Consider the following 13,578-nt stretch of genomic DNA (forward strand, 5'->3'; position numbering starts at 1 on the left):
CGATCAATCCGGCAACAAAGTTACCAATCACACCACCAACTATACCAACTATTATATTAGCAAGTGCTCCCATTTGAGCATCTTTATCCATAATGATACTTGCAAGCCAGCCTGCTAAGGCCCCTAATAATATACTTGAAATCCAACCCATAATTAACCCCTTTTTACTTTTCTTGTTTTCTTCTGTAATTTATTAATACCCTCAGTTTTTTCAAATAAACAATTTACTTTCGCAAACTATTTATTTTATCTGCAATTTCTGCTATTATCTAGCTTAAGGAGATAATATGAATATCATAGAATACATAGAAGAAAATAAAAACAACACTTTTGAAGACAAACATTTTAATGATGTAGATGCCCTTATTTTAGCCCAGTTTTCCTATTCTTATATAGAAAATTTCCAGAGAAAATGGGGAAAAGAATTCAAAATACATATGCTTGACCAGGAAGACATCAAAAATTCTGCCCAGTTTTCCTTGACAGAAGATGAAGAAGAAGACTTTATGAATGCCTTAAAAGATTCTGATAGGTTCAAAGACTTAGAAATTGTAGATATAGAGCAAGCGAAAGAATGTCAATTTTTCGCCTACACTATTAGAATTGATAAACATACCCTAGCTGTTGTTTACAGGGGTACAGACTCTTCATTTGACGGATGGTTTGAGAGCTTATCTTTGGCTTTTGATGAAGAAATTCCTGCGCAGGTAAAGGCAAAAGAATATTTGAAAAAAATTGGAGATAACTTTGATGATAATATCATTGTTATAGGCCATTCCAAAGGAGGAAACTTCGCTGTTTTCTCCAGTTCCCTTCAAGATAAGACTTTACAAAATAGGATTGAACTAGTTTACGACTTTGATGGACCAGGCTTTTTAGATGAATTTTACCAAAGGCCAGACTACAGCCCTATAAACGAGAAGATAAGAAAATTTATTCCTAAAAAATCTTTATTTGGACTTCTATTGAGAAGTGATAGCAAGCCTATAGTAATATCTAGCGAGGGTCTGATGGTATGGCAACATTCTCCATTTACTTGGTTTATCGAAAATTATCAAATTTTGAATGATGGGAAATTAACAGACCTTAGCCTTCATACAAGAAATGTAGCAGCAAATCTTTTAAAGTCTTATGATAAGGAAGAAAGAAAAGCTGTGCTTGTAGCCTTACATGACCTATTTGAAAATATAGAAGCAGACAATGTTCTAGATTTGTTTAACCACAAATTATCAAGCTTATTCAAAATTTTTAAGCATATGAATAATGAAGATAATGAAAATATGCAAGTTCTAAAAGATGTTGCATCCGACCTCTTCCATTTAATAAAGGATGAGGCTAAGATAAAGTTATAGGTGAATTTGAACTTCGTCTTTTTCTTAACTAGTTTTTAATCTAGCAATAGTTCAGATTTTTGACTTTGTTTTTTCCTGAACTAGTTTTTGATCTAGCAATAATTCAGATTCTAAGATTCGTCTTTTCCTGAACTAGTTTTTGACCTAGCAATAGTTCAGATTCTAAGATTCGTCTTTTCCTGAACTAGTTTTAAGTCCAGGAATAGTTCAGATTTTAAGCTTCGTTTTTTTCTGAACTAGTTTTTGACCTAGCAATAGTTCAGATTTTTGACTTCGTCTTTTCCTGAACTAATTTTACAAAAAACAGCCCCCGTAAGTTAATCCTATGAACTAACTTGCAGGGGCTTTTCCTCATTCTTTACTTGTTATTCTTTTCTTTACATCTCTTCTAATTATCTTGTAAAATCCTGCCATTAATGGAACAAATAGCAACATTCCAAGAGGTCCTGCTATAGCACCACCAACTATAACTGCTACAAAGGTCCAAACTCCCGGTAATCCTACACTGTCTCCAACAAGTTTTGGATAAATAAGGTTGCTTTCAAATTGTTGGACTATTATCAAGGCAATTAAAAATATAATTGCTTGGTTAAAGTTTACTGCAGCTATCATCAATACACCAATGGCTCCCCCTATTAGGGAACCTAGCATTGGTATCAAGGCTGTAACAGCTACAACTACTGATATAGTCATAGCATATGGTAATTTAAGTAAGAGCATAACTCCATATAAAATCAAGCCTATTACAATAGCATCTATAAATTGGCCCTTGAAAAAGGCGGAAAATTTTTCATCCATTATTCTTAAAAAGTTAAGAATTTTTTCATATTTTCTTTCTGGCAAATAAGCCTTCATAGTCAATTTAATATTTCTTGATAGACTTTCTTTGCTGGCTAAAATATAAACAGCTATTATCAAGGAAGTAAAGCCAGTAACTATAGTTCCTAAAACTGTTGAAACAACATTAACAGTAGATCCGATAAAGCCACCTATATTTGATTTAGCATACTCTACTATTTTTGCTTGATAAGTGGACCAATTTCCGGCAATATGAGCAATCTCATCTTTTAAGTACATTTTAATTTCTGATTTTTCAGGATTTTTCATTACCCAAGCATAAATATCATCTAATAATTTAGGGATGTTTTCTCCTATAATTTTTATAGAATTATACATTTGTGGGATTATCAAGTATAAAACTAACATTATAAGTACTATGATAAATATTAATGAGATTAGCATTGAGAGTGGTCTTTTAAATTTTTGGAATTTTTTGTTTTCTATTTTCGCAAAAACTTTCTTTTCAAGAAAGTCCATTATTAAATTCCATATATAAGCCATTCCCAAGGCTAAAATAATAGGAAATAACATATTATAAGACCATTTTATAAAGTTCAGCACATTGTGGAAGTAAACAACAAATAAAATGGCTGAGGCCAAAATTAGTAGCCTAATGATAAACTCTCTTCTATTTGATTTATTCATTCCCCCCTCCTAATCCAATATCATCTATCAAAAAGCCTTTTTCTACAGCTTTTACTAGCTCTTCTTTTATGTATGAATGAATATTTTCATTAAAGTCTTTGATAGGTTTTATTCTTTCATGGACTTGTGAAATTTTAACTTGGTTGGCCTTCCAAGTCCCTCCATCATTACGATAAAGGTTACTCATTATAGGTTGCAGCCTATCCATGGAAACAGCAAATTTAGCTTCATTTGTTTGCCCTGCTTCAAACTCTAGCCAAAGTGATTCTAAAAGCTGTCCATTTTTTTCTGACAAGTATTCTTTAAGCTTGTCCATGGCAGCTTTTTCTCTTTGAAACTGGCCCTTTTTCCTATCTTCATTATAAGCATAGGTGTCTCCGGCAAAAATTTCCACATAGTCATGGATTAAAAGCATCTTTACCACCCTATTTATATCAACCTTGATATTAGAAAGCTCCTCAAGAAATATAGCCATACTTGCTACATGAAAGGAATGTTCTGCGTCATTCTCTTTTCTATCTTCACCTATTATCTTGGTTTGCCTATATATTTTTTTCATTTCTTCAAGCATAACTACAAATCTTAATTCTTCCATTTCCCACCTACCTAAAATAATTGTTTATATTTATTATAAGCCTAAATATATTATTTTGCACCAATTATATCAATGTTTAAGAAAAATATATTTGGTTATATATAGAATGTGACGGAAATGAAATTTAAATAATTGTTGGTCACAAGCATTTATAGGAGGAATTATGGATAACAAAAAACAAACAGGACTTATGGGATTTTTATTAAGATTAGTTGTATCTATGATAGTTATAGCTATAACTAATATATTAGTACCAGGAATGTCAAACCAAGGTGGAATTGGTAATTTAGCTTTAATAGCTATTGCTATTGCAGTAATCGACTATTTACTAGCTAGATTTTTAGGATTATCAAAGGCTGCTTCTGGTTTAACAGGATTTTTAGTAATGGCCTTAGTTTTATACCTATCAGGTATGGTATTGGATAACTTCAAGGTAACTGTAATAGGTGCCTTAATCGGCGGTTTAGTTTATGGTGTAGTTGACTCAATTATACCAGGAGATAGACTATAAAATTATAATTTACAAAATATATTATCGGAGCTGTTGATATTAATCATCAGCTCCGATTTTTTATGGAAATTATATTATGAAACTAAGTAGATTATTTTTCAGATAAATATTCTTCTCTTAATATACTATATACTTTTATATCAACTAAGTATCCTCTATGGTTTTTCATATCTTGTCTTAGGCAACCCTCATAAGTCAAACCAGACTTCAACATGACCTTGCCTGAGTTTGGATTTTCTACATCGTGCATTGCTTCAATCTTATTTACTTCAACTTCATCGAATAGATATTTTATAATCTCTTCAAAAGCTTCATGGACATAGCCATTTCCCCAATAATCATAGCCAATGACATATCCAATTTCGACAGACTCAATATCTTCATCAAGGTCAACTACAGAAATAGTCCCTATTACTTCATCATCTTTTAGGCAAATAGCCCATTGGTAAAAATTATCATTTTTATAGCCATCTATCCATTCGGATAGAATTTTCTCTGTAACTTCCACACTTTCGTGCTTTGGCCAAGTTACATACTCGCATACTCTTTCATCAGATGTCCAATTTTGGTAGCTCGGTTTTATGTCATCTTTTGAAAATTTCCTTAAAATTAACCTCTTAGTTTCTAATGTTTTGGTGCCTTTGTGTTTCATGGTAATTCTCTTTTCTCTTTAATTTATTTTATTAATTTTATTTTTCTTTAAGTATATTTTCAATTATTTTCTTTAATTCTGGTAAAGTATCTTCTTTGAAGAATTCATTTTTAGCCATCCACCTATTGTTTAAAGGGCTTGGATGAACTATAGGGAAGTATGTTGGCAGATAATCCTTAAAGTTTCTTACTGTTTCTGTAAGGTTTTTCTTAAATTTATCTTCCAGGTAAAATTTCTGTGAATGAGCACCTATCAACATTGTGAGTTTGACATCTTTAAGCTCTTCAAGTAGAAGAGGATGGTATTCTTTTGATATAAATTTTCTAGGAGCCTTATCTCCACTTTTAGCTTTTCCAGGAAAATAAAAATCCATGGGGATTATTGAAAAATCTTTACTATGTAAGGTGTCCATATTTATACCAAGCCAATCAACTAAATTTTCACCACTTTTGTCGTTAAATAAAATTCCACTTTCTTCTACTTTTTTTCCTGGCGCCTGGCCAATTATTAAAATTTTAGAATTTTTGTTAAACTGAAAAATTGGATCTATTCCTTTATCTGTGTACTCTTTATTTCTAGGATCATTTTTTAATTTTTCAATTATTTCTTCTACTTGCATGAAACCTCCATAGTTTATTATAATATCTATATTTTAGATAAAATATTTACAAAACTAATATTTTAGGCTGGTAATAGGGATAACATAAACTCCATCTTCTCTTTTGTAAGCAAAAGGCGCTACTGCACATAACACCGCCATAAAAGATGGTTTAGCCATATTATCTGTATCTATTTTTGATTCTAATTCTTTTAATGTTTTAGCTCCATCTTCGATGAGCTTATCTCCACCTAATTTAATTTCAATAAGTCCATAATTTCCATTTCGCAAATGAATAACAGCATCACATTCTAATCCACTTTTATCTCTATAGTGATAAACTGTTCCATCTAAATAATCAGTATAGATTCTTAAATCACGAATACATAAATTTTCAAATAAAAATCCCATAGTTTCCAAGTCAGCTATTAAATCTTTTGGTCCTATACCTAAAGCTGCTGTTGCAATTGACGGGTCTGAAAAATATCTAGTTTCTGTTGTACGTATAGATGTTTTCGATCTAAGATTTGGATTCCACGCTGGTGAATCCTCTATAACAAATATTTTCTTTAAAGCATCAATATAAGAATACAGTGTAACTTGATTAAAAGTATCTTCTTGATTAGATAAGATATCTTGTCTCAATGTTTCCAAAGGGCTTTGGGTACCAACATGTCTTGCATAAGACCTTAAAAGTCGTTTCGCTTTTTCTTTATCTCTTTTCACAGAATCAACTCTACTTATATCTGTGGATACAACTGCATCAAAATAATCAATGGCTTGAAATAGGGCTGGTTTTTCATCCAGGTCTATTGATTTAGGCCAACCACCTCTACATATTAAAAATGAAATTTCTTCTAAATTAGCATTGTTAGTAGAAGATATATTATCCCCTTTGAAAAGTTCTGTAAGTGATACTTCACCACTAGATTCTCTAGATTCATATAGACTCATAGGTCTCATTACCATTCTAGATATTCTCCCAGTTCCTGTGTGCATTGAATCATCAAATTCATGAGGGACTGCTGATCCAGTTAATATAAACTGTCCAAATTCATCTCTATTATCAACTTCGTAACGGACAGCATTCCATAAGTTTGGTGCTATTTGCCATTCATCTATAAGTCTAGGAGTATCCCCTTCTAATAAAGTACTTGGAGAAAGCTCCGCCATTTTTTTATATTGATTAGCCATATCAGGTTTATCCATAGAAATAAAGCTGTTTGCCATTTGTTTCGCTGTAGTTGTTTTACCACACCATTTTGGTCCTTCTATTAATACAGCACCTTTTGCATTTAATCTATCTTCTAATAGTTTATCTGCAATTCTAGGTAAATACTTCTTCATTGTCCTATCCTCCATAATTGAGCTATTAACTGTATTTTATCATTCATTAAAGTGTTTGGCAAGTTTTCATTAAAGTGTTTGGCGGATTTTTATTAAAGCATTTGGCGAGTTTTAACTATAGTGTTTGGCGAGTTTTCACTATAGTGTTTGGCGAGTTTTCATTATAGTGTTTGGCGATTTTGATTATATTAATTCTTCACCAACACTTACTAAATTTTTTGACTTATAAATACATTTAAAATTAAAAACCAAAGACAAGTATTGTTAATAACTGTCCCTGGTTAAATGTTATCAATTACAAATTTTCAACTCTTGGATACGAAGCCATTGCCCCATATTTAGTTACAGAATGAGCCGCAACCTTATTTGCAAAATCGAGCATATCTTGCACATCTGCTGAAGAATATTTATCTATAGATTTTTTTCTTTTATCTATGAAATTCAATATTCCTCCTACGAAGGCATCTCCAGCTCCAGTAGTATCAATAGCTTCCACTTTTGGAATGCTACTTTCAACCTTCAAATCTCCAAATTCTGCATAGGCACCCTTGGATCCACGGGTGATAATTATCTTTGCATCGGTGGTGGTTTTAATAAATTCTATAGCCTTTTTTTCGTCAGAATGACCTGTTATAAATTCTAACTCGTCATCTGAAATTTTAATTATTTGGGCATATTTCATAAAATCTAAAACTGTAGCTTTTAATTCATCAAGGTCATCCCACAAATTAAATCTTAGGTTTGGATCAAATAAAACTGTAGCACCGACCTCATTAGCCTTTTCCAAAAATCTTTTTGTCGCATATTTTACAGGTGCTTCAATAAGGTCTACAGAGCAAAATGATATAATGTCATCTTTTGTTAGATCTATAGCTTCTACATGTTTTTCTTCCAGAAGCATGTCCGCACCCGGATTTCTATAGAAAGAAAATTCTCTTTGCCCATCTTCCATGAGGGAAACAAAGGCTAAGGAAGTATTGGCCTGGTCAGTTTGATATATATAATTACTCTTAACCCCGTATGATTTTACTGTATCTATTAAAAAATCTCCAAATCCATCTTTACCAACCATTCCTACATAATAGGCTTCAGAACCCAGTTTGCTTGCAGAAACTGCTACATTTGCAGGTGCACCTCCAGCCATTTTACTAAAAGAATCTACATCCTTAAGCCCACAATTTGATTTGTTTGGTATGAAGTCAATTAACAACTCTCCAATTGTATATATCTTGGTCATTTCGCCTCCTACAATACAAAATTTTCATCAATACAAGTATCTAATTTCCAAGTTTTGATATTAATTATATCATTAGAATCAGCAATTAAATTAATTGAATCATTATTTTTAAAATATCTAGAAGTCAAGGAATACTCACCTTCATTGATAAAGATTTCTATAGATGAAGTATCTATAAAGATATTTAATCTATTTACATCAATATTACTAATATATCTTTTTTCAAAATCTCCATCTATATCTTCAGCTGAAAAGCTTTTTCGAGTAAATACAAATTCATTATTTTTATATTTTAATTCCATTAAAACTTTTTCATCATCTATGAAGCTTATCGCTAAATTTTTTCTAATATTTTCAATTTCAATTTCTCTAGGGTCAGCAATTTCAAGTTTAGTTTTCTCACACTCATATATATTTTCAGATTTTCTTAAGTTTCTATAGCCTTCAACAGGATATTGGTAGATTTTATTTTCACATAAACTTAACTCCCTCACCATTGTAAGTGAACCTGACCATTTTTCTAGTTCTGTTGGGTAATTTGTATCGGGAAGACCCATCCAAGCAATCAAATATTGGCTGTCAAATGGGTGGTTGGCTGTTTGTGAAGCATAAAAATCAAAGCCCCTGTCCAATTCTATAAAATCAGAATCTGGAATAAATTCCAACTTTTCCAAGTCCATTTTTCCGATAATATAACCATTTTGATAGATGTTATTGAAATATTCACCCTCTGCTTCGAGCCCTTGAGGTGAAAATAGCAAAATATCTTTACCATCCATGCTTATCAAGTCGGGACACTCCCACATGTAACCAAAATCTTCAAAGCTTTTTACCTTTAATCTTCCCTTGAATGTAAAGTCTTTGTCAGGATTGCTTGACTCATATACTAGGATACAACCAATCTTATCCTTTGTTTGAGCCCCAATTATAATATAGTATTTGTCTAGATTTTCATCATAAACTATTTTAGGATCTCTTTGGTGTTCTGTATAATCGGGATGGCTATCAATTAAAAGTTCTTTTTCAGAATACTTTTCTCCATCATATTTTACAAGTATTTGCTTAGGATGTCTGATATATTCTTCATCCCTATTATTTCCTGTGTAGTAGATAAATAAGTCATCTCCAACTTGCAAGGCGGACCCGCTATAGGCCCCATGATTGTCTTCGTAAGCATCTGGATATATGCCTACACCCTTGTTTTCGAAATGAACCAAGTCATCACTTACTGTATGATACCAGGCCTTGGTCCCATGTATGCCATCAAAGGGAAACCATTGGTAAAATAGCTGCCATTTACCCTTGTAATAACTAAATCCATTCGGATCATTCAAAAGCCCTGTCAATGGCTGAATATGAAGCTTTTGCCTATATTTACTTTTACTTATTTCCTTATTTAATAAGTTAAGCTCTTCAAAATCTGAAGAGCTAACTTTCCTATATTTAATTTCTGCCATTATTTTTTCTCAAGCATCTTGTCATCATACCCGAACATGTAGGTTAGGACGAAAGATGCTCCAAAACCTATTGCCATCATGATTACGTATTTAGCTATGTTGTTTAAGTATAATAGGGTACCTGGTAAAACAGTAACTGACATACCTGTACCTGCAAGTTTGAAGATTGATCCAAAGAAACCTGCAACTGCTCCACCTATCATTCCCATTACAAATGGTTTGATAAATCTCAAGTTTATTCCAAATATAGCTGGTTCTGTAATACCTAAACTAGCTGATAAAGCTGAAGGATAAGCTATTTGTTTAATCTTAGCATCCTTTGTTTTTACACCTACAGCCAAGCAAGCACCAACTTGTCCTACTGTCGCAGCTGTGATTAAAGCGTTGAACACATTTTCTCCAGTATTGGCAAGTAATTGTACTTCTAAGAAGTTGAATATATGATGAATACCTGTGATTACTAGCACTTGTTGGATAGCTCCAATTATTATTCCTGATAAACCATATGGTAAACTTAGGATAAATTGTATTCCTTGTAATACTAATTCCTCAAGTGAGTGGAATACTGGTCCTATAGCAAATAAAGCTAAGACACTTGTTACCAATAAGGTAATAAATGGTGTTACTAATAAGTCAATTGCATCTGGTATTACTTTTCTTAATTTCTTTTCAATTGTTGCTCCTATTATAGCTGATATGAAAGCTGGAAGCACTGTACCTTGGTAACCAACTACAGGTACAAATCCAAACATTATAATAGGACTAGCATTTCCTGCAGCAACTTCATAAGCATTTGGTAGGGCTGGGTTAACAAGCATAAGTCCTAAAACAATACCGATAACTGGTGATCCGCCAAAAACTCTAAATGTTGACCATGCAACTAAGGCTGGTAGGAATGCGAAAGCAGTATCTGTAAGTATTTGTGTCCAAAGTAGGAAATTTTGACTTATATCTTCAGGAACCGTTCCAAATATTTGTAATACCTGTGGTTGAGTAAATAATCCTCTAAGTCCCATAAATAAACCTGTTGCTACTAAAACAGGGATGATTGGCACAAACACATCACCAAATGTTCTAATAGCACGCTTAAATGCATTTGAATCATTTGAAGATTTTTCCTTCATTTCTTCCTTGCTCGACTCAGTCAATTCATACTTTGTCACTTCGTCATATACCTTGTTAACTACCCCTGTACCTAGGATTAGTTGGTATTGGCCAGAGTTGTAAAATGAACCTTTAACAGCTTCAATTTTATCTGCTTTATCTTGGTCTATTTTATCCTTATCTCTAACCATTATTCTCAATCTGGTTGCACAATGGGCAACAGAATCTATATTATCTTGTCCACCAACAGCGTCAATTATTTGACCTGCGACTTTTTTGTAGTCCACAATAGCCTCCTATTTATGTAAATTTTAATATTTTTTGATATAACGGAACCGGTTCCGTATGTTGACTATAGTATATCCCTTCTTTTTATATATGTCAATTATTTAATCTTTTAAATGTGTTATAATTTTAAAATATAGGAAGGTGACAAGATGGCAACTATAAATGATATAGCAAAACTGGCCAAGGTATCTAAAAGTACCGTTTCAAGGTATTTGAATAATGGGTCAGTTAGCAAAGAAACTTCTGAAAAATTAGAAAAAATAATAAAAGACTTAGACTATAAGCCAAATTCCTTTGCTCAGAGCTTAAAGGCAAGTAAGACAAATATCATTGGGACAATCATTCCAAACTTTATTGGTTTTTCAAAAAATATCACTTTGACAGCCATAGATTCTGAACTAAAGAAGAATGGAATGACTGCTTTTATTGCAAATTCTGGTGATGAGATTGATAGAGAGATTGATATTATTAATAATATGGTAAAGCAAAAAGTTGACGGCATACTTTTGTTTGGTTCTGAAATTACCGAAAGACATATACAAATTTTTGAAAATATTGATATACCTATTGTGGTTATAGGACAAAAAGTTGACCAGGTTTATTGTGTATTTCACAATGATTACAAAGCAGGTAAAATCGTCGGCCAACACATAAAAGACTTAGGCCACAAAAAGATAACTTACTTTGGTGTTGGTAATTATGACAAGAGCATTTACCAAAGATACCTGGGTATGAAAGAAGTTTTAAGTGACGAATGTGAAGTTATCTACCATGAATTGAATTTTAAGGTGGAAGATTCTTATGTAGAATTACTAAACACTTATGAAAAAGACAAGTCCACTTATTATGTTTGTGCAACTGATAATATGGCATACGGGATTATCCAGGGATTTAGAAAACTTGGACTTTCAGTACCGACAGATGTATCCGTATCAGGTTTTGGTAATTATGATATAAATAATATCATGAGTCCCCTACTTACTACTGTAAACTTTGATTATACAAAAATCGGAGAAATCGCCGTAGAAAAATTGTTGAAACTTGTAAATAAGGAAGAAACAGAAAAGGCCACCATGTTAGATTGTAATTTGATAAAAAGGGAGTCTACTAGAGCCTTGTAAGAATGTATATATAGTAGAATGACACACTGACTTATGCCAGTGTGTCATTTTATATTTTTGATAGCTATTCAATATTCTTCTTACAAGTGTATATACCCCACCTTAAATAAATACTATCATATATCTTTTACTTAAATTTTACATATGTTATACTTTATTTGTAATAATTATAGGAGGAAGTATGATGATGATACCCATGCTTTTGGGAGGACTTGCCTTATTCATTTATGGCATGGACCAGATGGGTCAGGGATTAGAGCTTTTAGCAGGAAATAAGCTTCAATCCATCCTTGAAAAGCTTACTAGCAATAAAATTTTAGGTATTTTGGTCGGGGCCTTAGTAACTGCTATAGTACAGTCTTCTTCAGCTACAACTGTCATGACTGTTGGTTTTGTAAGTTCTAAGCTAATCACCCTAAATCAAGCTATATACATAATCATGGGGGCCAATATTGGTACAACTATAACAGGCCTCATTCTTACACTTGACATCGATCTTGTAGCACCTATAGTAGCCTTTATCGGTATGGTAATGATGCTATTTATGAAAAGAAGGAAAATCAAATACACAGGTACAATCCTATTTGGATTTGGTGTACTTTTCATGGGAATGAAACTTATGGGAGATGCGGTAAAACCTCTGTCCACAAATGAAGACTTTGTAAACTTACTTGCAATTTCAAAAAACCCATTTATAGGTATACTTACAGGTGCTATATTTACAGCAGTTCTCCAATCCTCATCAGCTACAACAGGTATTTTAATCGCCTTCGCCGCTAATGGAATAATCACCTTTGAATCTACATTCTACTTGATATTAGGTTCAAACATCGGTACTTGTATTACATCAATGCTTGCAACATTAAATTCAAGCAAGGATGCCAAAAGAGTCGCTGTCGCCCATGTAACTTTTAACGTATTAGGAACAATTATATTTACAATATTTTCACTAATATTCCCTATTACCGATTGGTTCAAGGCATTCACACCAGATGTTACAAGACAAATAGCCTTTCTACATACAATATTTAATATAGTTACTACTATACTATTGATGCCATTTACTGGAATGCTAGCAACTATAGCGAAGAAAGTGGTACCAGGTGTAGACGAAAGAGACAAGCAATTGACCTTGATGTATATAAATCCTGATAACTATAGAGAAACCATTCCAACAATTGCCGCAGTAAAACAAGAGACCTTAAGAATGTATGACTATGCTAAGGAAAACTTTGACTTAGCTATCAAGGATCTTATGGACAGGAAATTAGATCTAGGAAATAAGATTCAATATAATGAAGAAATAATCGACTACTTAAATAGGCAAATCACAAATGTTTCTGTTAAAGCCCTGCAAGACAACTTAAACAAGGCTCAATATAGGCAACTATCATACTATATCAAGATAAGTTCAAATATTGAGAGACTAGGTGACTATGCTTATAATCTAATGAAACTTTCTAATAGGCTAGAAACTGAAGACTTGTCTTTCTCAGATATATCAAAGAGTGAGTTGAGAGAAGTAATAAGTGAATTAGAAGACCTATTTGATATAGTTAGAGACAACTTGGAAGAAAATGATTTCGATATGAAATCTATCAAGACTAAAGCTTATAGTATTAGCGATTCAACACGTAGAAATAGGGACAATTCAATCCAACGTATCAGACACGAGATATGCGATCCAGAATCTGGACTTATCTACGACAAGGCTTATACCTACATTTTAAGATTGAAAGACCACTTACTAAATATTGCTAACCAACACGAAGACATATTTGTGTATTAATAAAATGGAGCCAGCTAAGGATTTAGCTGGCTTCTTTTTTTT

12 protein-coding genes are annotated in these 13,578 nt (G+C 32.6%); 4 read left to right on the forward strand and 8 right to left on the reverse strand.

Annotated elements, in window-relative coordinates; translation table 11 throughout:
* The first annotated feature begins 287 nt into the window (after positions 1-287).
* Entirely contained in the window at positions 288-1,352 is a 1,065-nt protein-coding gene (locus tag Q0U66_RS04030) for an Mbeg1-like protein (protein ID WP_297377708.1), read from the forward strand.
* A gap of 351 nt (positions 1,353-1,703) precedes the next feature.
* On the opposite strand, the gene Q0U66_RS04035 is transcribed toward Q0U66_RS04030, so the two are convergent.
* Together Q0U66_RS04035 and Q0U66_RS04040 are read right to left on the reverse strand one after the other, a co-directional pair.
* Entirely contained in the window at positions 1,704-2,837 is a 1,134-nt protein-coding gene (locus Q0U66_RS04035) for an AI-2E family transporter (RefSeq protein ID WP_297377710.1), read from the reverse strand.
* The gene (locus Q0U66_RS04040; RefSeq protein WP_297377712.1) at positions 2,830-3,432 is read right to left on the reverse strand and encodes an HD family hydrolase; all 603 of its coding nucleotides are present in this window, start codon (positions 3,430-3,432) and stop codon (positions 2,830-2,832) included. The genes Q0U66_RS04035 and Q0U66_RS04040 overlap by 8 nt, the downstream gene beginning before the upstream one ends.
* Before the next feature lie 163 nt (positions 3,433-3,595).
* On the opposite strand from Q0U66_RS04040, the gene Q0U66_RS04045 reads away from it, so the two are divergent.
* A complete protein-coding gene (locus tag Q0U66_RS04045) occupies positions 3,596-3,943 on the forward strand; it encodes a phage holin family protein (RefSeq protein ID WP_297377714.1) in 348 nt (115 codons plus the stop codon).
* 91 nt (positions 3,944-4,034) lie between these two features.
* Here Q0U66_RS04045 and Q0U66_RS04050 read toward each other — a convergent pair whose 3' ends face one another.
* From Q0U66_RS04050 to Q0U66_RS04075, 6 genes are all read right to left on the reverse strand, one after another.
* Positions 4,035-4,595, reverse strand: coding sequence for a GNAT family N-acetyltransferase (locus Q0U66_RS04050; RefSeq protein ID WP_297377716.1), 561 nt, complete (start codon positions 4,593-4,595; stop codon positions 4,035-4,037).
* A gap of 37 nt (positions 4,596-4,632) precedes the next feature.
* Positions 4,633-5,214, reverse strand: coding sequence for a uracil-DNA glycosylase family protein (locus Q0U66_RS04055; protein ID WP_297377718.1), 582 nt, complete (start codon positions 5,212-5,214; stop codon positions 4,633-4,635).
* A gap of 54 nt (positions 5,215-5,268) precedes the next feature.
* Entirely contained in the window at positions 5,269-6,540 is a 1,272-nt protein-coding gene (locus Q0U66_RS04060) for a DUF4143 domain-containing protein (RefSeq protein WP_297377720.1), read from the reverse strand.
* Between the two features lie 295 nt (positions 6,541-6,835).
* Positions 6,836-7,777, reverse strand: coding sequence for a carbohydrate kinase (locus Q0U66_RS04065; RefSeq protein WP_297377721.1), 942 nt, complete (start codon positions 7,775-7,777; stop codon positions 6,836-6,838).
* Positions 7,778-7,785: 8 nt separating this feature from the next.
* Positions 7,786-9,234 carry a sucrose-6-phosphate hydrolase gene (locus tag Q0U66_RS04070; protein ID WP_297377723.1) on the reverse strand — a complete coding sequence of 483 codons (1,449 nt, stop codon included), beginning with the start codon at positions 9,232-9,234 and terminating at the stop codon, positions 7,786-7,788.
* Positions 9,234-10,625, reverse strand: coding sequence for a sucrose-specific PTS transporter subunit IIBC (locus Q0U66_RS04075; protein ID WP_297377725.1), 1,392 nt, complete (start codon positions 10,623-10,625; stop codon positions 9,234-9,236). Before Q0U66_RS04075 ends, Q0U66_RS04070 begins: the two co-directional genes overlap by 1 nt.
* A 150-nt stretch (positions 10,626-10,775) precedes the next feature.
* Here Q0U66_RS04075 and Q0U66_RS04080 point away from each other — a divergent pair, with 150 nt between their 5' ends.
* Positions 10,776-11,747 carry a LacI family DNA-binding transcriptional regulator gene (locus Q0U66_RS04080; RefSeq protein ID WP_297377727.1) on the forward strand — a complete coding sequence of 324 codons (972 nt, stop codon included), beginning with the start codon at positions 10,776-10,778 and terminating at the stop codon, positions 11,745-11,747.
* A gap of 184 nt (positions 11,748-11,931) precedes the next feature.
* Positions 11,932-13,536, forward strand: coding sequence for a Na/Pi cotransporter family protein (locus Q0U66_RS04085; protein WP_297377729.1), 1,605 nt, complete (start codon positions 11,932-11,934; stop codon positions 13,534-13,536).
* Positions 13,537-13,578 lie beyond the last annotated feature (42 nt).

This window comes from uncultured Helcococcus sp., assembly GCF_946998255.1.
Classification (GTDB): Bacteria; Bacillota; Clostridia; order Tissierellales; family Peptoniphilaceae; genus Helcococcus.